Origin of the sequence: Mycobacterium sp., from assembly GCF_040509115.1 — a bacterium.
In the GTDB taxonomy this organism is placed as follows: Bacteria; Actinomycetota; Actinomycetes; order Mycobacteriales; family Mycobacteriaceae; genus Mycobacterium.
This window is the reverse complement of sequence record NZ_JBEVLO010000375.1, coordinates 15,242-37,239: the sequence shown is the minus strand read 5'-3', so window position 1 is coordinate 37,239 and position 21,998 is coordinate 15,242. Positions and strand designations below refer to the sequence as shown.

Sequence of the window (21,998 nt, the reverse complement as noted above, 5' to 3'; positions counted from 1 at the left end):
TGCGCTAAGCCTTGGTGTCGACGACGACGGGGTCCCCCGCGACCGGGCCGTGCAGGCGGCTGGCCGCCCGCGACCTGACCACCTGTGGCCACCAGAACCACTTGCCCATGAGCGCGGCGACCGCCGGGGTCATGAACGTGCGGACGATGAGGGTGTCGAACAGCAGGCCCAGCGAGATCGTCGTGCCGACCTGCCCCATCACGATGAGGTCGCTGACGGCGAACGAGGCCATGGTGAAGGCGAAGACCAACCCGGCCGACGTGACCACCGAGCCCGTGCCCGCCATCGAGCGGATGATGCCGGTCTTCAGTCCGCCGTGGAGTTCCTCCTTGAACCGGGACACCAGCAGCAGGTTGTAGTCCGATCCCACCGCGAGCAGCAGGATCACCGACATGGCCAGCACCATCCAGTGCAGCTCGAGACCCAGGAGGTGTTGCCACAGCAGTACCGACAGCCCGAACGACGCACCGAGCGACAGCACCACGGTGCCCACGATCACCGCCGCCGCCACGATCGCCCGCGTGATGATCAGCATGATGATGAAGATCAGGGTGACGGCCGAGATCCCGGCGATCATCAGGTCATAGGACGAGCCGTCTCGCATGTCCTTGTAGGTCGCCGCCGTGCCTGCCAGATAGATGCTGGAGCCCTCCAGCGGCGTGCCCTTGATGGCTTCCTTCGCGGCCTGCTTGATCGCGTCGATGTGCGAGATGCCCTCGGCGCTCGCGGGGTCGCCCTCGTGGCTGATGATGAACCGCACCGCGTGCCCGTCCGGGGAGATGAAGTTCTTCATCCCCCGCTTGAAGTCCGCGTTGTCGAAGATTTCCGGCGGCAGGTAGAACGTGTCGTCGTTCATCGCGGCGTCGAACGCGTCGCCCATCGCCGACGAGTTCTCCTGCATCGCCGACTGCTGGTCCTGCAAGCCCTTCTGGGTCTGATACGTCCTCAGCAGCATCTGTTTGACGGACTTCAGCTGCTCCAGCTGGGGCCGCAGCGACGCCGCCAACTGGGGCGTCAGCGCGTCGAGCTGCTGGATGTTGTCGACCAGTCCACCGATCTGGTCGCTCAGCGCGTCGATGCCGTCCAGCGTGTCGAAGATGCCCCGCCCCGCCCAGCACATCGGGATGTCGTAGCAGTGCGGCTCCCAGTAGAGATACGCGCGCAGCGGCCGGAAGAAGTCGTCGAAGTCGGCGATGTGATCCCGCAGCTCGTAGACCGTGTTGGTGAGCTCGGTGATCTTGCCCGTCATCTCGTGGATGTTCTCGGAGAGCTCGTCCATCAGCGCCAGCATGTGCGTCAGGGTGTCGATCATGGTCTGCATGTCGTTGGCCTGGGTGAGCAGGTTGGCGAACGTGTCCTGCAGGTACTTCTGGTTCATCTGCGACGAGGTGCCCTGCATGCTGATCTGGAACGGGATCGTCGAGTGCTTGATGGGCTTGCCGTCTGGCCGGGTGATCGTCTGGACGCGGGAGATGCCGGGCGTACGAAAGATGGCCTTGGCGATCTTGTCGATCACCAGGAAGTCGGCCGACGTGCGCAGGTCGTGATCGCTCTCGATCATCATCAGCTCGGGGTTCATCCGCGCCGAATTGAAGTGCCGGTCGGCCACCTGGTACCCGACGTTGGCGGGCATGTCGGTGGGCAGGTACTCGCGGTCGTTGTAGTTGGCCCGGTAGCTCGGCAGCGCGAGCAGCCCGACCAGGGCCAGCGCGATCGTCGCGACCAGGATCGGACCGGGCCACCGCACGACGACGGTGCCCACCCTGCGCCAACCCTGCGACCGGATGGCGCGCTTCGGTTCGAACAATCCGAAGCGAGAACCCAGCACGATGACCGCGGGCCCGAGGGACAGGGCAGCGAGCACGGCGACCAGGGTGCCGACGGCGCAGGGCACGCCAAGGGTTTGGAAGTACGGCAGCCGCGTGAAGCTGAGGCAGAGCATCGCCCCGGCGATGGTCAGGCCGCTGCCCAGCACGACGTGGGCGGTCCCGTGGAACATCGAGTAGTACGAGGACTCCTTGTCCTCTCCCGCGCCGCGTGCCTCCTGATATCGGCCGATGAGGAAGATCGCGTAGTCGGTACCCGCGGCGATCACCAGAAGGGTCAGCAGGCTGGTCGCGAAGGTGGAGAGGCCGATGATCTCGTGATAGCCGAGGAAGGCCACGATCCCGCGGGCGGCGCCGAGTTCGGCGAACACCATCAGCAGCACCATGATCATCGTGACCACCGAGCGGTACACCAGGATGAGCATCACCGCGATCACCACCATCGTGAGGATCGTGACGATCATGATGCTGGTGTCGCCGGCATCCTGCTGGTCGGCGACCAACGGCGCTCCGCCGGTGACATAGGCCGTCACCCCCGGTGGCGCCTGGGTCTCGTCGACGATCGCTCGAACCGCTTCGGCGGACTCGTTGGCCAGGGTCTCACCCATGTTGCCGTGCAGATAGACCTGGACGTAGGCCGACTTGCCGTCGTTGCTCTGCGCGCCGGCCGCCGTCAGCGGATCACCCCAGAAGTCCTGGATGTGCTCGACGTGGGCCTTGTCGGCCTCGAGCTTCTTGACGATCTCGTCGTAGTACCGATGGGCGTCAGCACCGAGCGGCTGCTCACCCTCCAGGATGATCATCGCGTTGCTGTCGGAGGTGAACTCGTCGAAGGTCCTGCCGATGTGCTGCATCGAGATCATCGACGGAGCGTCCTTGGCGTTCATCGAGACGGTGTGCTGCTGGCCCACCACCTCCAGCTGGGGCACCAGGACGTTGGTGGCGATCATGAGCGCCAACCAGCCGAGCAAGATCGGCAGCGCGAACACTCTGATCAAGCGGGCGAGCTTCGACGGGGCGAGCTGTGTGTCGCTCATCCGACGCTCACCCCCTCGTCATGCCAGCGCCGAACCACCCGGCATCTTTTGGATGAATACATTTAGGCCGTATAACTGTCCGCTGTCAATTGGACCGGCGAACGCGCGCCGTCGCCTAACGTGGTCGGGGTGGACCAACTCACCGATGACGTGATCGCATTCTTGTCCGAGGGGACCCGTACCGCGATGCTCGGTTACCTAGCGGCCGACGGAAGGCCGCTGGTGGCACCGGTCTGGTTCGTCGTCGACGACGGGCAGCTCGTGTTCAACACCGGCAAGGACACCGCCAAGGGGCGCGCCGTTGCCAGGGATCCCCGCGTCGTCATCTGTGTCGACGACCCACACCCGCCCTATTCGTTCGTCCAGGTTCAGGGCATCGCGTCGATCAGCGAGGACCCCGAGGATCTGGTCGAGGTCGCCACCCGCACCGGCGGCAGGTACATGGGCGCCGACAAGGCCGAGGAGTACGGGCGCCGCAACGGCGTCCCCGGCGAATTGGTGGTGCGGGTCCGGCCGACGAAGGTACTGAAGGCATTCGACCTCGCCGAGTGACCGCGCCCGGTCGGGGCGCGCACCTCGCGCTACCGTTGGCGGATGCCCGTGACGCCGGACCCGATCGCGGTCGGCGTCGTGTTGGCCGCGGGCATGGGAACCCGAGTCGGCGCCGACGGCAACAAGGCGTACCTGCCGCTGGCCGGTCGCAGCATGCTGTCGTGGTCGGTGGATGCCGTTCTGCGCTCGACCGGCATCGCCCGCACCGTCGTCGTCCACCGGCGCGGGGAGCGCAATCTCGCCGCCACCACCCTCGCTGAGGAAATTCCTTCTGCGACAATTGAACTGGTCGAGGGTGGCGATACCCGACACGGCTCTGAGGAGAACGTACTCGAGTACTTGGCGCCCGACATCACCTCGGGAGCCATCGACGTCGTCGTGATCCACGACGCCGCAAGGCCACTCGCCGGGCCCGACATGGTGGCCACGGCGCTGGCCACGGCACGCGCCTTCGGCGGCGCCATCCCGGTGTTGTCGGCCGCCGACGTGGTGAAGGACGTCGGCAATGGACGGGTCTCACCGGTCGAGGGCACCCTGGTGCGGGTGCAGACGCCACAGGCGTTTCGCGCCGAGCCGCTTCTCGTGGCCTACCGGTTGGCGGCAGGCGGGACGTTCGACGGAACCGACACGTCATCCTGCGTCCAGCACTTCACCGACGTCGACGTACGCGTATACCCCGGCGCGGCAACCAATCTCAAGGTGACGTTCGCACCGGACGTCCTGGTGGCCGAGCAGCTGCTGCGCGGCGGCGTCAGCTGAGGCGGCAACCGATGATGGCGTCGAGCAGGGGCGCGTCGCGGGGCAGCTCGAACCGAAGGGCGTCCGGATGCCCGACCACCGTGGCGACGTCGACGCCGGCGCGCAGCACCGCGTCGACTTCGTCCGCGCCGTCGCGCGGTGACGCAGGCGGGCCCGAGATCGCGTCCCACAGCGCCGCGGCGGTGAAACCGCGCGGGTACTGCACCGTGCGCAGGGCGGACCGGTCGACGGTACTGAGCACCGATCCGAGCTCGTCGACGGTCTTCACCGTGTCCGTCACCGGCAGCACGGGCACCACCACGTCGTGACCGGCGACCACACCGTCGAGCACCCTTTCAGCGAGTTCGCCGGGCGCCAGCGGGTACCGGTGGTCGCAGAGCAGGACCGGTGTCGGCGAATGCGGTTGAAGGCCAAGGTGTTCCAGTCCCGCCACCAGCACCTCCCCGCGTGATGCCGGGTGGCTGGCCACGACGACGGCCACCGCGTCCAGACCAGCCGAGCTCAGACAGTCGCGGGTCACGGTCGCCAGGGTCGGCGCCACCGCGACCACCACCCGCGCCGGGCCGACCCCGTGCAGTGCCGCGCGCACGATGCGCACCAGTGGTGCCTCGCCCGCCACCGGGACGACGACGCTCGACGGGTCGACCGCCCCCGGCAGCGGCACGATCGCGCACGGTTCCATCGAGGAGACAGTAGCCGGGTCAGCGGAAGACGCTCCATCCCACGGGCGACTTGGGCGCGCGAACGTTCGCCACGCGAACGGGAGCGCGCCCAAATCGCGGGGTCCCTAGAGGCCGAGCGACTTCGCGATGATCACCTTCATCACCTCGCTGGTGCCGGCGTAGATGCGGGCCACCCTGGCATCGGTGTACAGCCGGGCGATCGGATACTCCATCATGTAGCCGTATCCGCCGAAGAGTTGCAGGCAGCGGTCGATCACCCTGGCCTGCACCTCGGTGCAGAACAGTTTCACGCGAGCGGCGTCGGCGGCGGACAGGTCGTCCTCGACGTGCAGCGTGACGGCGCGGTCCAGCATCGCCTGGGCCGCCTCGACTTCCGTCGAGCAGGCGGCGAGCTCGAACTTGGTGTTCTGAAAGGACGCGACGGGCGTGCCGAATGCCTTGCGGTCCCTCGTGTAGTCGATCGCCGCGACGATGGCCGAGCGCGCTTGGGACACCGACCCGACGGCGATGGTCAGGCGCTCCTGCGGCAAGTTGCTGCCGAGGTAGCGGAAGGCCTCTCCCTCGGTACCCAACACGTTGGCGGCGGGAACCCGGACGTCGACGAACGACAACTCGGCGGTGTCCTGGACCTTGCACCCCATCTTCTCCAGTTCACGCCCGCGGGTGAAGCCGGGCATGCCGTCCTCGACGACGAAGAGCGTCAACCCGTTTCGTCGGTTGTCCCGATCGGTCGACGTCCTGGCCACGACCACGACGAGGTCGGCCTGCATCCCGCCGGTGATGAACGTCTTCGCACCGTTGATCACGTAGTCATCCCCGTCGCGGACGGCCGTCGTGCGCATGCCCGCAAGGTCCGACCCCGTTCCCGGCTCGGTCATCGCCACGGCGGTCAGCAGGGTGCCCGCCGCGAGCCCGGGGAACCAGCGTTGCCGTTGTTCGTGGTTCGCGTAGTGCAGGAAGTACGGCAGGATCACCTCGAGTTGAGTGCGCACCGTGGACAGGGTGACCAGCGCGCGCGCCGCCTCCTCCTGCATGACGACGTTGTACCGATAGTCCGGGATGCCTCCGCCGCCGTACTCCTCGGGGATGGCGATGCCCATCAGCCCCAGTTCGCCCATGTGCGCGAACACCTCGCGGGGCATCCGGCCGCCCTTCTCCCACTCGGCGTAGTTGGGCACGACCTCCTTCTCGACGAACTCGCGTGCTAGTTGGCGGAACGCCTCGTGGTCCTCGGTGAACAGGTCGCGGCGCATGCGGATCTCTCTTCCTCTAGCCGATGAGTTCGACGACGGTCGCGTTCGCGGTGCCGCCACCTTCGCACATGGTCTGCAGCCCGTACCGAATTCCGTTGTCGCGCATGTGATGGATCATCCGGGTCATCAGCACCGCACCCGAGGCGCCTAGCGGATGGCCCAGCGCGATCGCCCCGCCCAGCGGGTTGAGGCGCGCCTCGTCGGCGCCGGTGTCGGCCAGCCAGGCCAGCGGCACCGGGGCGAAGGCCTCGTTCACCTCGTACACGCCGATGTCGTCGATGCCGACGCCCGCCTTGTGCAACACCTTCTTCGTCGCGGGGATCGGACCGGTCAGCATGAGCACCGGGTCGGCGCCGGTGACGGCACCGGCGCGGTATCGCACCAGCGGCGTCAGCCCCAGGTTGAGAGCGGTCTCGGACGTGGTCACCAGGAGTGCGGCGGCACCGTCGGAGATCTGCGAGGAATTGCCCGCGTGGATCACGCCGTCCTCGGCGAAGGCCGGCTTCAGCCCGGCGAGCTTGTCCACCGAGGTGCCACGCCGGATGCCCTCGTCGGCCGCGACGACGTCACCCTCGGTGAAGATCGGGACGATCTGGTCGGTGAAGGCGCCCGCGTCCTGCGCGGCCGCTGCCCGGTCGTGGGACTGCGCGGAGTATTCGTCGAGTCGGGTGCGGGACAGGTTCCACTTGGTGGCGATCAGCTCGGCGGAGAGCCCCTGGTTGAACGAGAAATCATCATACCGGGCAAGGACTTTCGGCCCGTACGGCATGCCGGTGGCGCGGGCGGAACCGAGGGGCACCCGGCTCATCACCTCCACTCCACCCGCGACGACGACGTCCTGCTGGCCCGACATCACGGCGTGCACCGCGAAGTCGAGCGCCTGCTGGCTGGACCCGCAGGCCCGGTTCACCGTCGTGCCGGGGATGTGTTCCGGCCAGCCCGCCGCAAGCACCGCGAAGCGGCCGATGTTGCTCGACTGGTCGCCGACCTGGGAGACGCACCCCCAGATGACGTCATCGATGACGTTGGGATCGATGCCCGTCCGTTCGGCGAGTTCGGTCAACACCACCGCGGACAGATCGGCGGCATGCTGGCCGGAGAGCGCACCGTTGCGCTTGCCGACGGGCGTACGGACGGCCCCGACGATGACGGTCTCACGCATGCTCTGCTCCGATCTGGACGCCGCCGGCGCCGAGGACGGTGATGCCGCACGAACGCGGTGGTGCTCTCCCGAGTGTGCCGTGGCAAACGCGGACCGCTGCGGGCGGGCTGAACCTACGCCTCGCCGACGGGCGCCTGCCATCGTCGTCAACCACGATTTGTGCCATTTACCAGCATTGATGCCCGCTCTCGCGTGTAGGTTGAGTTCGACACCAGCGACGGTTGAGACCGCAGCCTCTGGCCGTCGCTCACAACGCCGCTCGCATGAAGGGCAGGGCACGGATTTGCGGGGCTCCCTAGACGACGCTGCCGACTTCGAGTTGGGTGAGGACATCCCCAGGGTCGGCGTGTTGTCGCGCAGGACGATCAGTTCGGCGATCGAACGGCTGCAGCGTGAACACGGCCTGGCCGATGCGGGCCTCGGATTCAGCGCCCTGCAGAAGGCGTCGCAGACTCACAACGTCAAGCTCCGCTCGGTGGCTGCGGCGATCCTCTCGTCGGGCGAGTTCGGCAGGGGCTCGCGGCGAACGAGGCGTTCGAAGCCGCCGCCGTTGTCGTTCACCGAGCGCGGTTACGGCGCTCAGCCGAATCGTTCCCTGGTGTTGCGGGATCTGCTGCAGTCCGCCACCACGCTCCTCGGCGCGGACTTCGGCGCCGTTCAATTGCGGGACACCGTGCACGGTGGTCTCGTCATCGAGAACCAGCGCGGCTTCTCGAGGGACTTCCTCGATCACTTCAGCTATCTCGACGACACCGGAACCGCTTGCGGCACAACGATGGAATACCGGTGCCAGACGTTCGTCGACGACGTCGAGACCTCCTCGATCTACACCGCCGAGGATCGGCGAATGGTGCTCGAGGCCGGGGTCCGGTCGGTGTTCTCGACGCCGCTGTGCGCTCCCGACGGCCTGGTGACCGGGGCGGTCACCGTCCACTTCGCCGCCCCGCATCGTCGCCCGACCGAAGCGGACGCCGACGACGTTCAGCGCTACGCCAACGAGACCGCCACCTGGTTGCGTTGGTATGACGCCACCGCGATGCCGCGCATCGTGTCGTCGGTGCACGCGGCGGCACGTCGCGCCAAGGCAGGCGAGCGCAGTTCACGGTGAGACGTCGACTCGCGAACCAGGCGTAGATTCGAGGTCGTGGCGCTGCCAAGTCTGACCGACGTGCGAGATAGCTTGGGCCAACGACTGTTCGGCATGGTGGCGGGCCCCGACGGGCCCGCGAACCGGGCGCGCATCCATGACACACCCGGGCCGCGCTGGTTTCCGACGGACCGACCGATCAGACGCGTGCACGGCGACGCCTCGATGTTCGTCGGTGGGCTGCGCGCCCTGCTTCTGCAGTCGTTGCACCCGCTGGCGATGGCCGGTGTCGCCGACCACTCCGATTATCGCGGTGACCCGTGGGGTCGGCTTCAGCGCACCAGCACCTTCCTCGCGGTGACCACCTTCGGACCGGCCGACGACGCCCAACGGGCCGTCGACAAGGTGAGGGGCATCCACCGCAGGGTGCACGGCACGGCGGCGGACGGGCGGGTCTATCACGCCTCCGATCCGCACCTGCTCGAATGGGTGCACGTCGCCGAGGTGGACAGTTTCCTTCTTGCGCATCAGCTCTACGGCTCAAGGCCGTTGGATCAGGAGGGTCGCGACGAGTACGTCGCGGACACCGCCCGCGTCGCCTCCGCCCTCGGGGTGACCGACCCGCCGCGCAGCGAGCGGGAACTCAAGGCGCGCGTCGAGGCCTACCGACCCGAGTTGCGCAGCACCCCGGCGGCCCGCGACGCGGCCAGGTTCCTGCTGCTCACGCCGCCGCTTCCGCTGCTGGCCAGGCCACCGTACGCCGCGCTGGCGGTGACGTCGGTGGCCATGCTGCCCGCGTGGGCGCGGCGGCCACTGCGGCTGCCCTACCTTCCCCCCGTCGAGGCCACCGCGGTACGGCTGGCCGGGCTGACGCTGGTGGGCGGCATCCGGTGGGCGCTGGCGCGGGGCTGACGGGCCTTACCCGGGAAGCGTCGTGCCGGTCTCCCCTTCGGCGAATTCGATCAGCCTGGCGGCCATCTCGTAGTCGCATGCGGTAGCGCTGCGCCCGCTCAGCGTCGGACCGCCCTTCAACCCGAACCTGCTGTCGATGCCGACGTAACTACCCGGCGGAATCGGTTCATTGATGCAGTAGAGCGTCGGCGCGGCCCCGGCGTCGATGTCGTTGGCGAAGACCTTGCCCACCGCCCGCACCGCCTTGTGGAAGGCGGCCATCCGACGGTTGTCGGAGAGGTTCGAGAGGTTCGACGCGACCCAGCCGGGATGGGTCAGCTGGCTGGTGATCGGCGAACCCGCCACACGCAGCCGTCGGTCGAGTTCCAGCCCCCACAGCATCACCGCCAGCTTCGAGCGGGCGTAGGCGGGGAACGCCGACCACTTCCGCGTGCGCAGATGGGGATCGTCGAGATGGATGGTCGCCGACTTGTGCGCGTCGGAGCCGACGTTGACGATGTGCGAGCGCACCCTTCCGAACAACAGGTTCGTCAACGCGAAGGGCCCGAGGAAGTTGGTGCCCAGCGTCGACTCGAATCCGTCGACGGTCTCCGTGCGGTTCTGTGCCACCAACCCGGCGTTGTTGATCAGGACGTCGACGTCACCCTCGAACAGCTCGGGGAACGCCCGCACCGACGACAGGTCGGCGAGGTCGAGCTTGAGGACGGAGGTCTCCCCGCCCATCTCGGCGGCGCGTTCCGCGCCCAACTCCAGGTTGCGCACCGCGAGGATGACGTGCGCACCGGCGCGCGTCAGGGCGCGCGCGGTGGCGAGGCCGACACCGTTGGTGGCGCCGGTGACGACGATGCGCTTGCCCGTCAGATTGCCGAGTCGGTTCGGCGACCAGTGTGATGTCACGGTCCGAGATTAGCCATCGTTGACATCGGTGGGCCCGGCTGGTTGTCTTCGGGAAATGGCGAATCTGGCGGGCAAGGTCGCCCTCGTCACCGGCGCGGCGCGCGGCATGGGCCGGGCTCACGCCGTGAAGCTCGCAAGCGAGGGTGCCGACGTCATCGCCGTCGACGTGTGCGCGGAGTTCGACTCCACGGACTACCCGGGCGCGACGGAGGAGGACCTCGCCGCCACGGTGAAGCTGGTCGAGGGGCAGGGGCGTCGGATCCTCGCCCGCCGCGCCGACGTCCGTGATCCCGATGCGGTGGACGCGGCCGTCGCGGACGGCTTGGCCGAGTTCGGTCGTCTCGACGTCGTCATCGCCAACGCGGGGATCATCCGCATGACTGCCGCCGACGATCCGCGGAGGGTCTTCCGAGACGTCGTCGACGTCAACCTGATCGGGGCGTGGAACACCGTCGACGCCGCCATCCCCGCGCTGATCGCAGGCGGCCGTGGCGGGTCCATCGTGCTGGTGAGCTCGACGCAGGGCATCAAGGCCTCGGGCACCGAACGTCCAGGGCTGCAAGCCTATGCGGCGTCCAAACGCGGACTGGTCGCCCTGATGCAGGGCTGGGCGATGCAGTTGGCTCCGCATTCGGTCCGGGTGAACGCGATCCATCCGAGTGGGGTGGCGACCGACATGATCCTCAACGAGACGACGATGGCACTGTCCGCCGCGGGTGACCCGTGGCTGGCGTCGCAGCGGAACGCGCTGCCCATCGCCCTGGTCCGGCCCGAGCAGATCGCCGCCGCCGTGGCATGGCTGGTGTCCGACGCCGCGGAGTTCATCACGGGTACCTCGTGGCCGCTCGATGCCGGATTCACGCTGCGGAGTTAGGGCTTGGTGATGGTGACGCCGGAGTGGGACCAACTCGTCGACGTAGTCGTCGTCGGCTCGGGTGGCGGTGTGGCGGGCGCCTACACCGCGGCCCGAGAGGGACTGTCCGTCGCGCTGCTGGAGGGAGGTGACAAGTTCGGTGGCACGACGGCGTTCTCGGGTGGCGGCGGAATGTGGTTCCCCTGCAACCCCGTGCTGCGACGGGCGGGCAGCGACGACACCATCGCCGACGCCCTCGCCTACTTTCACGCGGTCGTCGGCGACCGAACGCCACGCGAGCTGCAGGACACCTACGTGCGCGGTGGCGCCCGGCTCGTCGAGTACCTCGAGGAGGACGACTCCTTCGCGTTCAAGGTGCTGCCTTGGCCGGACTACTTCGGCAGTGTTCGGGGCGCGCGACGAGATGGGTTGCGGCACATCGTGGCAAGGGCACTACCGGCCTGCGCATTGGGCGAACACGCCGACCGGGTGCGAGGTCCGCTCGACAACGAACGCCTCGGGGTGGCGGCACCGGAGTTGCTCACCGGTGGCCGCGCTCTGATCGGACGCTTCCTCGCCGCGATGCGGCGGTACCCGGACGTGTCGGTGCACCTCGAGTCACCGCTGACCGACCTGATCGTCTCCGACGGCGCCGTCCTCGGCGTGCTCGCCCGACGCGGCGGCAACGAGGTGCGAATCGGCGCGCGCCGCGGAGTCCTCTTGGCCGCAGGCGGATTCGAGCAGAACCCCGAGATGCGCGCCGCGTATGGCGTCCCGGGGCGGGTAGCGGACTCGATGGGCGCGCCGGACAATACCGGCCTGGCGCATCGGGCCGCCATTCGCGCCGGGGCGGCCACCGACCTCATGGATCAGGCGTGGTGGTCACCGGGTCTGACTCACCCCGACGGCCGTTCGACGTTCTCGCTGTGGTTCACCGGCGGCATCTTCATCGACTCCCACGGCAGGCGGTTCGTCAACGAGTCCGGACCCTACGACCGGCTGGGCCGGACGGTGCTCGACCGAATCGGCTCGGGGGCAATGGAACTGCCATTCTGGATGGTCTATGACGACACCGAGGGAGAAGTTCCTCCGGTGAGGTCGACGAGCGTGTCGATGGTCGACACGGCGTGTTACCGCGAGGCGGGGCTCTGGCACACCGCCGCCACGCTGGCCGGGTTGGCCGACGCGATCGGCGTGCCACCGAAGAACCTGCTCGCCACGGTCGCGCGCTTCAACGAGTTCGCGGCGGCCTGCTCCGACGCCGACTTCGGCCGTGGTGACGAGGCCTACGACCGCGCGTTCACCGGCGGCGCGTCGCCACTGGTGCCGATCGTCGAGCCGCCTTATCACGCCGCGGCTTTCGGCCTGTCGGATCTCGGCACCAAGGGAGGTCTGTGCACCGACGTGCACGCCAGGGTCCTCGACGCCGCAGGACAGCCCATCGGCGGCCTCTACGCCGCAGGCAACACGATGGCTGCGGTGAGCGGCACCACCTACCCGGGGGGCGGGAACCCCATCGGGGCGTCGATGTTGTTCAGCCACCTCGCCGCGCTGCACATGGCAGGCGTCGAGCCCGAATAGCCGGACATCGACATCGCGGTGGAGCATCATCGCCCCATGCCGACTTCCGCTGATCGCTATGCCGACCGCCGCGTCCTCGTCACCGGCGGAGGGTCCGGCATCGGCCAGGCCACCGTGCTGCGCATCCTCGCCGAGGGAGGCCTGGTCGTCGCCGCCGACGTCAGCGACGCGGGTTTGACCGACACCGTCGCCAAGTCCGGTGCGTACGGCGAGCGGTTGTCGACGGTCCTGATGGACGTCGGCGACGAGGCGTCCGTCAGGGCCGCCATGGCGACCGCGCTCGACGCGATGGGCGGGCTGGACACCCTGGTCAACGCCGCGGGCATCCTGCGGTCCTCACACTTCGCCGACACCACCCTCGCCGACTTCGAGACCGTGATCAGGGTCAACCTGTTCGGGACGTTCCTGGTCACCAGGGAGGCGATCCCGCCGCTGCGGCTCGGCAACTCCCCCGCCGTCGTCAACTTCAGCAGCACCTCGGCGGGCTTCGCCCACCCCTACATGGCCGCCTACGCCGCATCCAAGGGTGGAATTCAGGCGATGACGCATGCCTTGGCACTGGAGTTCAGCAAGGACCGGATCCGGTTCAATTGCGTACAGCCCGGCTCGATCTCGTCGGGGATGACCGACGGCGTCGGCGCGTCACGGCAGAGCGTCGGCCCCGGTCTGCCTGCGGACGTGGACTTCTCGTTGCTCGGCAAGATCCGATCCGTGCTGCCCACCGAGGACGGCGACATGTTCGCCAAACCCGACGCGGTGGCCGCGGTGGTGGCGATGCTCGGCTCGCCAGAGGCCCACTGGGTCACCGGCACCGAGGTGCGCGTCGACGGTGGCACGCACATGTAGCCCGGTCCGACAATGCCCGGCGCACGTCCCGACCTGGGATAGGTTGGCCGCGGGCCGCTGACTCTGCGGCATGACGGCGATCCGGGAGACCCTGGTACATGCGAGTTGACGGACGCGAGGTGGCCGTATCCGGCGACCTGCTGCAACCGTTGATCCGTCGGACCAATGACATCTTCCGGTTGACCCTTGCATTCGTCTTCCTGGCGGCGGTGATCACCAGCTCGCTGATCACCCGCAACGATTGGGTGGCGCTCGAGCGGTCCATCTCGAGCATCGTCGGTGTGCTGACGCCCACCCAGTCCAACTTGGTGTACTTGGCCTACGGCATCGCGATCCTGGCGCTGCCGTTCATGATCTTCATCGGTCTCGTCACCGCACGGCAGTGGCGGTTACTCGCCGCGTACGGGGCGGCGGGCCTGATCGCCGTTGTCGCGCTGTCGTTCAACTCCAGCGGCTTCGCCGCGCCGCGCTGGCACTTCGACCTCAACGATCGGCTGGACACCCTGCTGTCCCAATTCCTCGACGATCCGCGGTGGATCGCGATGCTGGCTGCGGTGCTGACGGTGTCCGCGCCGTGGCTGCCCGCCCGCTGGCGCCGGTGGTGGTGGGCGCTGCTGCTGGCGTTCGTCCCGATCCATCTCGTGGTCAGCGCGGTGGTGCCTGCACGTTCCCTGCTCGGACTTGCCGTCGGATGGTTCGTCGGCGCCCTGACCGTCCTGGTCGTGGGAACTCCCGCGCTGGAAGTGCCGCTGGACGGCGCCGTGCGGGCGATGGTCAAGCGCGGTTGCCTGGTGACGGGACTGACGGTGGTGCGGCCCGCCGGGCCGGGACCGCTGGTGCTGTGGGCATCGTGTGAGGACTCCGACGTCGACGAGGCGTCGAGGACCATCGTCGAGTTGTACGGCCCGAACCAGCGCAGCGGCGGCATCGTCCGCCAGATCTGGCGACGACTTCGATTGCGCAACAGCGAAACCGCGCCCCTGCACGCCTCGATGCGGCGCGCCGTCGAGCACCGCGGCCTGATGGCCATCGCGATCGGTGAGCTGGGCCTCGCCAACAACACCACGGTGGCGCTGGCTGCGCTCGACCGAGGCTGGACGCTGTACGCGCACAGCCCAGCCCGGGGCGTCGCGATCGATCAGTCCTCGGCCGACGAATCGTTGGTGACACCCGTGTGGCAGGCCCTCGGCGTGCTGCACGGCCATCAGATCTCCCATGGCGACCTACGTGGCAAGGAGATCACCATCGACGACGGAGGTGCGCTCTTCGGCGGCTTCGGAAGTGCCGAATACGGTGCCACCGCCGTCCTACTGCAGGCCGACGTTGCGACGCTGTTGGTCACCACCACGGCAATCTTCGGAGCCCAACCCGCCGTGCGTGCGGCGATCGGGGAATTCGGTGCCGCCGCCGTGTTGGACGCGTCCCGCCGGTTGACGAAGTCCGCCGTGCCGAGACACATCCGCGAATCGGTGTCCGACCCCGCCACCGTGATTGAGTCCGCGCGCGCCGAGGTGATGCATCAGACCGGAGCCGACCAGATCAAGGCCGAGACGATCACCCGTTTCACCCGCACCCAGATGATCCAGCTGGTGCTGCTGGTCGCGTTGGTCTACGTCGCCTACCCGTTCATCAGCACGGTGCCCGCGTTCTTCTCCGAACTGAGAACGGCCAACTGGTGGTGGGCGCTGCTCGGATTGACCGTGTCGGCGCTGACCTATGTCGGCGCGGCGGCCGCGCTGTGGGCCTGCGCATCGGGGTCGGTGAGCTTTCGCAACCTGACGATCATGCAGGTGGCCAACACCTTCGCGGCGACCACGACCCCGGCGGGCGTCGGCGGCCTTGCGCTGAGCACCCGGTTTCTGCAAAAGGGTGGGCTCGGCACCGTGCGTGCTACCGCCGCGGTGGCGCTGCAGCAGTCGGTGCAGGTGATCACCCACGTCGGATTGCTGATCCTCTTCAGCGTCGTTGCGGGGACGTCGGCGAACCTTGAGCACTTCGTCCCGAGCACTACGGTGCTCTACCTTCTCGGCGGGGTGGCGCTCGGCATCGTCGGTACGTTCACGTTCGTGCCGAAGCTGCGGCGCTGGCTCGGCATGGCGGTGCGCCCCCGTCTGAAGGAGGTTGGCGGCGAGCTCGTCGACCTGGTGCGTGAGCCGAAGCGGTGCGCGATCATCGTCGCCGGTTGCGCCGCAACCACTCTGGGCGCCGCGCTCGCGCTGTGGGCCAGTGTGCATGCGTTCGGTGGCGACACCACCTTCGTCACCGTCACGGTCGTCACCATGATCGGCGGCACGCTCGCGTCGGCGGCTCCGACCCCCGGCGGCGTCGGCGCCGTCGAGGCCGCCCTCATCGGTGGTCTGGCGGCGTTCGGGGTGAGCGCCGCGATCGCGGTCCCCTCGGTGCTGCTCTACCGTGTGCTGACTTGCTGGCTGCCCGTGTTCGTCGGCTGGCCGGTGATGCGGTGGCTGACCCGAAACGACATGATCTGAACGGCGCATGGTGTTGGATGGCTGAGTGGGGGACATTCCTGGCGTGCGAAGCGACGGGAGACGGATTAAGCGCAGCCGGTCGATCAACGCCCCGCTACGGACGATCTGGGACGTGCTTGCCGATTTCGGCGCCCTGAGCTCGTGGGCCGGGAACGTCGACCACTCCTGCATCCTCACCCACGGCCCCGACGGCCTCGCCATCGGCACCACCCGTCGCGTGCAGATGGGCCGCAACGCGCTCGTCGAACGGATCACCGAGTTCGACCCGCCCACTGCGCTGGCCTACGACATCGCCGGCCTACCCAGGCGGCTCAAGCACGTCGCCAATCGCTGGACGCTACAGGCGTCCGGCGCGGCGACGACGGTGACGATCACCAGCACGGTGGCGATCGGCAACGATCCCGTGGCGCGGGCGGCGGAGTGGGTCATCTGCCTCGGCATGGCCAAGGAATCCACTTCGATGCTCGCAGGGCTGGCTCGACGATTGGAGAACACCCATGTCTGACCTTCGGCCAATTGGCTCCTCGCATGCGCAACCCGACGTCGTGATTCTGATGACCGACGAGGAGCGCGCCGTCCCCCCGTACGAGTCGGCGGACGTGCTCGCCTGGCGGCAACGCACGCTGGCCAATCGTCGCTGGTTCGACGAGAACGGAGTGAGCTTCGCCCGTCACTACACCGGTTCCTTGGCGTGCGTGCCGAGTCGGCCGACGATCTTCACCGGGCAGTTCCCGGACCTGCACGGCGTCACCCAGACCGACGGCATCGGCAAGCGTTTCGACGATTCGCGGCTGCGCTGGCTGCGCGCGGGCGAGGTTCCCACCCTTGGCAACTGGTTCCGCGCCGCGGGCTATGACACCCACTACGACGGCAAGTGGCACATCTCGCACGCCGATCTGGAGGACCCGGCGACGGGTGGGCCGCTGGCCACCAATGACGACGACGGAGTCGTCGACCACGCCGCCGTTCAGCGCTACCTCGACGCCGATCGCCTCGACGCGTACGGCTTCTCGGGGTGGGTGGGACCGGAGCCGCACGGAGCGGCGATGGCCAACAGCGGTTTTCGGCGCGACCCGCTGTTCGCCGACCGGATCGTCGCCTGGCTGAGCGACCGGTACGAGCGACGCCGCGCCGGTGATGCGGACGCGCTGCGCCCGTTCCTCCTGGTGGCCAGCTTCGTCAATCCTCATGACATCGTGCTCTTTCCGGCGTGGCAGCGGCGCAGCCCGGTGGAACCCTCCGCGACCTTGGATCCGCCCCACGTTCCCGCCGCCCCCACGGCCGACGAGGACTTGCGCACCAAGCCCGCGGCACAGATCGCATTTCGCGAGGCGTACTACTCCGGATATGGACCGGCTCCCGCGATCGGGCGTGGTTACAAGCGCAATGCGCAGCAATACCGCGACCTGTACTACCGACTGCACGCCGAGGTCGACGAGCCGCTGGAACGGGTGCGGCGCGCGGTGACCGAGGGTGGCTCCGAGAATGCCGTGCTGGTGCGGACGTCCGACCACGGTGACCTGCTCGGCGCGCACGGTGGCTTGCACCAGAAGTGGTTCAACCTGTACGACGAGGCCACCCGCGTGCCGTTCATCGTCGCCCGCGTCGGTGAGGGCGCGACCAAGGCTCGAGTCGTCTCGGCGCCAACGTCGCACGTCGACATCGTGCCGACGTTGTTGGGCGCGGCGGGCATCGACGTGGAGCGCGTCGCTGCGGAACTGGCCGAGTCGTTCTCCGAGGTGCATCCGCTCCCTGGACGCGACCTGATGCCGGTGGTCGACGGAGCACCTGCCGACGATGGCCGGGCCGTCTATCTGATGACCCGCGACAACGTGCTCGAGGGTGATACCGGCGCTTCTGGTGCGGCGCGGCAGTTGGGGCAGACCGTGAATCCTCCGGTGCCGCTGCGTATCCGGGTTCCGGCGCACGTCGCGTCCAACTTCGAGGGCTTGGTGGTGCGGGTCGAGGACGTGGACGCACCCGGCGGTTTCGGGCATCTGTGGAAGCTGGTGCGCACCTTCGACGATCCGGCCACGTGGACCGAGCCCGGTGTCCGACACCTGGCATCGAACGGGTTGGGGGGCGACGAGTACCGCACCGACCCGCTCGACGACCAGTGGGAGCTCTACGACCTGTCCAGCGATCCGGTCGAGGCCGACAACCGGTGGACCGATCCGGAATTGCACGAGCTTCGGCAGCACCTGCGGATGCAGCTCAAGCAGGCCCGGGCCACGTCGGTTCCCGAGCGCAATCAGCCGTGGCCCTACGCCGACCGCCAGCCCGCGACGGGCAAGTCGCCGAGCCTGGCGCGTCAGGTGTTGAAGCGGTTCGGCAGGTAGCGCGCTGCATCAGTCCGTAGCCACCCGGGCGCGTCTCGGCTTGGACCTGCCACTGCGGGCGGTGGTGCCGACCGAGTGCGGCTATTCCGGCCACGCGGAGTTCTTGATGACGTCGACGAAGTCGGTGCGACGGAACCCCGGCACGAAGTGCTCAAGCACGTCGGCGTTGACGGTGCCGAACGTCGTGTCCGGCCGGTCCTTGAACCCGTCGTTGAAGGCCTGCAGGATCTCGGCCTTGAAGTTCGGCCGCGGATGCACGGCGGTGATCGCGTCGATCTCGGCCGATGTGGCTGCCTCCAACCGGATTCCCAGAACGTCGGTCTCGACGCCTGCCGTCGTCGCGGCTATCACCGGATGCATTGCGTACGGCACTTCAGGGGTGGTGTGCAATGCGATCGCCGCCCAGACCACGTCGGCATCCGAGCCGGTGATGTCGTGCGCGGCCAGGAAGTCCCTTGCCGCGTCGGCACTGTCCATCTCGAACCGCTGCGCCGTGCCACGGTACGGCGCGACCAGACCGGTGTCGTGAAACAAGGCCGCCACGTATAGCAGTTCGGCGTCCGGGGTGATTCCGAGCCGACGGGACTGCAGGCTGCCGAACAGGTAGACCCGGCGAGAGTGGTGAAATATCAAGTCGTTCGTGGTGTCCCGAATCAGCGCCGTGGCGTCGGCTACCAGCGCACTGTCGGGAATCGAGACTCCCGCGATGATCTCAGTCATGAAACCCGTCCTTCCGAACCGATGATCGACGGGGCCGTCGATCGATTGATTCGACTATCGGCCGATCCCGAGGGCACCGCCGCGTCGAAGGTGGCCATGAAACCCTCAGATGTGGACACTGGTCGACTGGAGGGCCGCCGATGAGCCTGGGTACCGAACCGCACGACGTCGTCGTGCTGCTGTACGACGACGTCCAGATGCTCGACGTCACCGGTCCGATCGATGCATTCGCATCCGCCAACTCCTTCGGGTCGGCCTACCGGATCACGCATGCCTCGATCACCGGAGCGGACGTGGTGGCCAGTTCGGGCGCCCGACACGGAGCGGATGCCGGTGTCGACGATCTGCCGGAGCGCATCGGCACGCTGTTGGTGCCGGGATCGCCGAACTGGCAGGCGAGCATCACCGACGCCACCCTCGTCGACGCCGTCCGTACCCTCGCGCTGCGCAGCGCGCGGACGGTGTCCATCTGCGCGGGTGCCTTTCCCCTGGCGGCGACTGGACTCCTCGACGGCCGACGGGCGGCCACGCACTGGAAACTGGCACGTCAGCTCGCCGCCCGCTTTCCCGACGTCACCGTCGACTCGGCATCGTTGTTCGTCACCGACGGGGCGTACGTCACCTCGGCCGGGGTGACGGCGGGCATCGACCTCACCCTGTCGCTGATCGAACACGACTACGGTCCCGCGCTCGCCCGCGACGTCGCCAGGGACCTCGTCGTGTTCATGGCCCGCCCGGGTGATCAGTCGCAGTTCAGCGTGCGACTGGATGCGCTGCCCACCAACAACTCCGTCGTTCGCGACGTGATGGACGCCATCACCACCGACCCCGAGCGCAACCACACCCTGACCAGCTTGGCGGCGACGGTGGGCATCAGCTCCCGGCACCTGTCACGGCTGTTTCTCGCCGAAACCGGCCACACCCCACAACACTTCATCGACCGCACCCGCCTTGAAGCGGCTTGCGCCATGCTCACCAGCGGACACGCATCCCTGGATCAGGTCGCCGAGCGGACCGGCCTGGGGTCCAGTGAATCCTTGCGACGCCTGTTCCATCGCGAGCTCGGGATCACGCCGAGCGCCTACCGGAACCGGTTCAAGACCGCGAGCAACTAGGGGTCCCCGAGCAGGGCGACGGCACTGGACCACAGGGCGCCGGGATTGAGCCGCGTGGGGTAGTCCGCGAGCATGGCATCGAAGAACTCGAGGTCCGTCGGCTGCTGAGCGAGGCGTTTCTGCGCGTCGACGAGATACTGACGGGTCTCGTCGATCGTGCGCGGATCGTCGGGCTTGCTCACGTCCTTGTGTCCGCATACGACCCGCCGAGGACGCAGCGCTTCCACGGTGTCCAGGGCTGCCAGCCACTGCTCTATGCCGTCGCCGTCCGCTTCGCGGAGGTACTGGTGGACGTTGTTGTAGACGACGTCGCCGGCGACCAAGAGACCGATCGAGGGCACATGCAGCGCCGTGGTCTCTTCGGTGTCGGTATGTCCGACTTCCACGGCGATCAACTCCTGGCCTTCCAACTCGAGCCGGCCTGCTGGCGGAACGACGGGCCGGACGGCGTCTGTGTCGGGCAGCTGACCGGGGAACTGTTTGTCCCACAACGCTGCTCGAAAGGTGGCCGTCGCGTGCATCTTCATCTCGCCGATCGTGCCCGGCATCGCGAAGATGGTGATTCCCGGGAACCGCTCGATGAGTGGGGCGCTGCCGAACCAGTGATCGGCGTGGCCGTGGGTGACGTAGATCGCCTGCAACTCCTTGCCGGAGGACTCGATCCAGTCACCGACCGCCGCGGCCTGGGCGATCGTCAGCGGCGGGTCGACCAGGACGGCTGCCCCGGCCCCGGTGATCAACGTGGTGGTGATCGGCGAGAACATTCGTGGGTCGCCGTTGGGTACGGTGCCCGCACCCACCACCGGTATCGGTGGCGAGACGAACGTGCGGTAGCCGAGCACGTCGGTCACGATCCGGCCTCCGGTGGCGGAGCTGGGAGGAATTCCTCGCGGTGCTCGCGGATGAATTCCGCGAATGACATCGGGGCGTGGCCGATGATCTCCCGAAGCCGTTGCGAATTCGGCGGGATTGCCGCCCCATCGCGCCGTGCGAGTTGCGCCCCCACTGCCGAGATGTGTTGCGCCATTGCCGCGTTGACGACGCCCGGGGAATTCTTCGCGGCGCCCTCCAGGGTCGACTGCCACTCCTGCTGGGAGACGGGCACGAACTCGACGTCGCTGCCCGTCTCCGCGCTGATCACCTCCGCCACCTCGACGTGGCTGAGCAACTCCGCGCCCGACGGGTAGCTGACCTTGTCATCGGCGAAGCGGTCCGGATCCACTAGTGCCGCGACGGCCAGATCGGCGGCATCGCGTCCGCTGATCCACGGCGCCTGGCCCGTCCCGAAGCTGTTCCCGAAGCGGCCAGTGTGGCGAATCTCGTTGCCGTGCAATACCAGCACGTTCTCGAAGAACAACGCGGCGACCCTGAGGACCGTCGGGTCGAGGCCGGCCCAGGTGAAGATCTCCTCGGCGACGAACTGCGCGCGCCCCAGCGCGCTCGGGCTATTCGCCGCACTCGGCCCCATCGACATCACAACCAGGTGGGGGGATAGCCCTTCGGCGCGGATCACCGACGCCAAGTTCGCCGCCGCAGGGATGGCACCCGCCGCGATCGGATAGGCGAAGTAGACGGCATCGACGCCGCGAACCGCGTCGACGAGGGTCCGGCGATCCATCAGATCGCCCATGATCACCTCCACGCCCTTGTCGACGAGGCGGTCGACGTGCTCACCGCGGGACCGTAGGAACAGGCGGACGTGGCGGCCGTGCGCCAGCAGTTGCTCGACGACGCGGGTGCCGGTGCCGCCGTGTGCCCCGGCGCCGATCACCAGGACGGTGGGCTCAGTCGATTCGGTCATGGTTCCTCTCCGAAGGCTGGGTACAGATCGGTTTACTAAGCCTCTCGACCGTACAAGTGCTTTCGCTGGAAGTAAACCGAGCGGTA

General features: G+C 68.0%; 19 protein-coding genes. 11 read left to right on the top strand and 8 right to left on the bottom strand.

The window, feature by feature from the left end; genetic code table 11:
• Window positions 1-4: 4 nt before the first annotated feature.
• Window positions 5-2,863: an MMPL/RND family transporter gene (locus ABW137_RS26055; RefSeq protein WP_526404350.1), complete on the bottom strand. Its 2,859-nt coding sequence runs from the start codon at window positions 2,861-2,863 to the stop codon at window positions 5-7.
• A gap of 129 nt (window positions 2,864-2,992) precedes the next feature.
• Between ABW137_RS26055 and ABW137_RS26050 the strand changes: the two genes are divergently transcribed.
• Complete coding sequence (locus ABW137_RS26050) at window positions 2,993-3,415, top strand: PPOX class F420-dependent oxidoreductase (RefSeq protein WP_526404349.1); 423 nt, start codon at window positions 2,993-2,995, stop codon at window positions 3,413-3,415.
• A 42-nt stretch (window positions 3,416-3,457) separates the two neighbouring features.
• Window positions 3,458-4,174, top strand: a complete 717-nt coding sequence (locus tag ABW137_RS26045; RefSeq protein WP_526404348.1) for an IspD/TarI family cytidylyltransferase — start codon at window positions 3,458-3,460, stop codon at window positions 4,172-4,174.
• On the opposite strand, the gene ABW137_RS26040 is transcribed toward ABW137_RS26045, so the two are convergent.
• The 3 genes from ABW137_RS26040 to ABW137_RS26030 all read right to left on the bottom strand — a co-directional run bounded on the left by ABW137_RS26040 (window position 4,167) and on the right by ABW137_RS26030 (window position 7,272).
• Window positions 4,167-4,856 (bottom strand): IspD/TarI family cytidylyltransferase, encoded by a 690-nt coding sequence (locus tag ABW137_RS26040; RefSeq protein ID WP_526404347.1) that lies wholly within the window; start codon window positions 4,854-4,856, stop codon window positions 4,167-4,169. The two genes, ABW137_RS26045 and ABW137_RS26040, sit on opposite strands and share 8 nt — an antisense overlap.
• A 105-nt stretch (window positions 4,857-4,961) precedes the next feature.
• Window positions 4,962-6,110 (bottom strand): acyl-CoA dehydrogenase family protein, encoded by a 1,149-nt coding sequence (locus ABW137_RS26035; RefSeq protein ID WP_526404346.1) that lies wholly within the window; start codon window positions 6,108-6,110, stop codon window positions 4,962-4,964.
• A 16-nt stretch (window positions 6,111-6,126) separates the two neighbouring features.
• Entirely contained in the window at window positions 6,127-7,272 is a 1,146-nt protein-coding gene (locus tag ABW137_RS26030) for a thiolase family protein (RefSeq protein WP_526404345.1), read from the bottom strand.
• A 283-nt stretch (window positions 7,273-7,555) separates the two neighbouring features.
• Here ABW137_RS26030 and ABW137_RS26025 point away from each other — a divergent pair, with 283 nt between their 5' ends.
• Together ABW137_RS26025 and ABW137_RS26020 are read left to right on the top strand one after the other, a co-directional pair.
• Window positions 7,556-8,380: an ANTAR domain-containing protein gene (locus ABW137_RS26025; protein ID WP_526404344.1), complete on the top strand. Its 825-nt coding sequence runs from the start codon at window positions 7,556-7,558 to the stop codon at window positions 8,378-8,380.
• A gap of 93 nt (window positions 8,381-8,473) precedes the next feature.
• Window positions 8,474-9,271, top strand: a complete 798-nt coding sequence (locus ABW137_RS26020) for an oxygenase MpaB family protein (RefSeq protein WP_526404362.1) — start codon at window positions 8,474-8,476, stop codon at window positions 9,269-9,271.
• A gap of 6 nt (window positions 9,272-9,277) precedes the next feature.
• Here ABW137_RS26020 and ABW137_RS26015 read toward each other — a convergent pair whose 3' ends face one another.
• Entirely contained in the window at window positions 9,278-10,168 is an 891-nt protein-coding gene (locus tag ABW137_RS26015) for an SDR family NAD(P)-dependent oxidoreductase (protein ID WP_526404343.1), read from the bottom strand.
• Between the two features lie 55 nt (window positions 10,169-10,223).
• Between ABW137_RS26015 and ABW137_RS26010 the strand changes: the two genes are divergently transcribed.
• From ABW137_RS26010 to ABW137_RS25985, 6 genes are all read left to right on the top strand, one after another.
• Window positions 10,224-11,042: a mycofactocin-coupled SDR family oxidoreductase gene (locus tag ABW137_RS26010; protein WP_526404342.1), complete on the top strand. Its 819-nt coding sequence runs from the start codon at window positions 10,224-10,226 to the stop codon at window positions 11,040-11,042.
• Window positions 11,043-11,051: 9 nt separating this feature from the next.
• Window positions 11,052-12,602 carry an FAD-binding protein gene (locus ABW137_RS26005; protein WP_526404341.1) on the top strand — a complete coding sequence of 517 codons (1,551 nt, stop codon included), beginning with the start codon at window positions 11,052-11,054 and terminating at the stop codon, window positions 12,600-12,602.
• Window positions 12,603-12,638: 36 nt separating this feature from the next.
• Window positions 12,639-13,448, top strand: a complete 810-nt coding sequence (locus tag ABW137_RS26000) for an SDR family NAD(P)-dependent oxidoreductase (protein WP_526404340.1) — start codon at window positions 12,639-12,641, stop codon at window positions 13,446-13,448.
• 98 nt (window positions 13,449-13,546) lie between these two features.
• Window positions 13,547-15,937, top strand: coding sequence for a lysylphosphatidylglycerol synthase transmembrane domain-containing protein (locus ABW137_RS25995; RefSeq protein WP_526404339.1), 2,391 nt, complete (start codon window positions 13,547-13,549; stop codon window positions 15,935-15,937).
• Window positions 15,938-15,971: 34 nt separating this feature from the next.
• Entirely contained in the window at window positions 15,972-16,442 is a 471-nt protein-coding gene (locus tag ABW137_RS25990; protein ID WP_526404361.1) for an SRPBCC family protein, read from the top strand.
• Window positions 16,435-18,276, top strand: a complete 1,842-nt coding sequence (locus tag ABW137_RS25985; protein ID WP_526404338.1) for a sulfatase-like hydrolase/transferase — start codon at window positions 16,435-16,437, stop codon at window positions 18,274-18,276. The genes ABW137_RS25990 and ABW137_RS25985 overlap by 8 nt, the downstream gene beginning before the upstream one ends.
• An 81-nt stretch (window positions 18,277-18,357) precedes the next feature.
• Here the strand turns inward: ABW137_RS25985 and ABW137_RS25980 are convergent, their stop codons facing one another.
• Complete coding sequence (locus tag ABW137_RS25980; RefSeq protein WP_526404337.1) at window positions 18,358-18,996, bottom strand: HD domain-containing protein; 639 nt, start codon at window positions 18,994-18,996, stop codon at window positions 18,358-18,360.
• 140 nt (window positions 18,997-19,136) lie between these two features.
• On the opposite strand from ABW137_RS25980, the gene ABW137_RS25975 reads away from it, so the two are divergent.
• The gene (locus ABW137_RS25975) at window positions 19,137-20,111 is read left to right on the top strand and encodes a GlxA family transcriptional regulator (protein WP_526404336.1); all 975 of its coding nucleotides are present in this window, start codon (window positions 19,137-19,139) and stop codon (window positions 20,109-20,111) included.
• Here ABW137_RS25975 and ABW137_RS25970 read toward each other — a convergent pair.
• The gene (locus tag ABW137_RS25970) at window positions 20,108-20,962 is read right to left on the bottom strand and encodes an MBL fold metallo-hydrolase (RefSeq protein WP_526404335.1); all 855 of its coding nucleotides are present in this window, start codon (window positions 20,960-20,962) and stop codon (window positions 20,108-20,110) included. The two genes, ABW137_RS25975 and ABW137_RS25970, sit on opposite strands and share 4 nt — an antisense overlap.
• The gene (locus ABW137_RS25965; RefSeq protein ID WP_526404334.1) at window positions 20,959-21,912 is read right to left on the bottom strand and encodes an NmrA family NAD(P)-binding protein; all 954 of its coding nucleotides are present in this window, start codon (window positions 21,910-21,912) and stop codon (window positions 20,959-20,961) included. Before ABW137_RS25965 ends, ABW137_RS25970 begins: the two co-directional genes overlap by 4 nt.
• Between the last annotated feature and the right edge of the window lie 86 nt (window positions 21,913-21,998).

What these genes read in the sequence shown, in the direction of transcription:
- ABW137_RS26055 (WP_526404350.1), bottom strand. Translation starts at nt 2,863, where the DNA reads ATGAGCGACACACAGCTCGCCCCGTCGAAGCTCGCCCGCTTGATCAGA.
- ABW137_RS26045 (WP_526404348.1), top strand. Translation starts at nt 3,458, where the DNA reads ATGCCCGTGACGCCGGACCCGATCGCGGTCGGCGTCGTGTTGGCCGCG.
- ABW137_RS26040 (WP_526404347.1), bottom strand. Translation starts at nt 4,856, where the DNA reads ATGGAACCGTGCGCGATCGTGCCGCTGCCGGGGGCGGTCGACCCGTCG.
- ABW137_RS26035 (WP_526404346.1), bottom strand. Translation starts at nt 6,110, where the DNA reads ATGCGCCGCGACCTGTTCACCGAGGACCACGAGGCGTTCCGCCAACTA.
- ABW137_RS26030 (WP_526404345.1), bottom strand. Translation starts at nt 7,272, where the DNA reads ATGCGTGAGACCGTCATCGTCGGGGCCGTCCGTACGCCCGTCGGCAAG.
- ABW137_RS26020 (WP_526404362.1), top strand. Translation starts at nt 8,474, where the DNA reads ATGGTGGCGGGCCCCGACGGGCCCGCGAACCGGGCGCGCATCCATGAC.
- ABW137_RS26010 (WP_526404342.1), top strand. Translation starts at nt 10,224, where the DNA reads ATGGCGAATCTGGCGGGCAAGGTCGCCCTCGTCACCGGCGCGGCGCGC.
- ABW137_RS26005 (WP_526404341.1), top strand. Translation starts at nt 11,052, where the DNA reads ATGGTGACGCCGGAGTGGGACCAACTCGTCGACGTAGTCGTCGTCGGC.
- ABW137_RS26000 (WP_526404340.1), top strand. Translation starts at nt 12,639, where the DNA reads ATGCCGACTTCCGCTGATCGCTATGCCGACCGCCGCGTCCTCGTCACC.
- ABW137_RS25995 (WP_526404339.1), top strand. Translation starts at nt 13,547, where the DNA reads ATGCGAGTTGACGGACGCGAGGTGGCCGTATCCGGCGACCTGCTGCAA.
- ABW137_RS25985 (WP_526404338.1), top strand. Translation starts at nt 16,435, where the DNA reads ATGTCTGACCTTCGGCCAATTGGCTCCTCGCATGCGCAACCCGACGTC.
- ABW137_RS25980 (WP_526404337.1), bottom strand. Translation starts at nt 18,996, where the DNA reads ATGACTGAGATCATCGCGGGAGTCTCGATTCCCGACAGTGCGCTGGTA.
- ABW137_RS25975 (WP_526404336.1), top strand. Translation starts at nt 19,137, where the DNA reads ATGAGCCTGGGTACCGAACCGCACGACGTCGTCGTGCTGCTGTACGAC.
- ABW137_RS25965 (WP_526404334.1), bottom strand. Translation starts at nt 21,912, where the DNA reads ATGACCGAATCGACTGAGCCCACCGTCCTGGTGATCGGCGCCGGGGCA.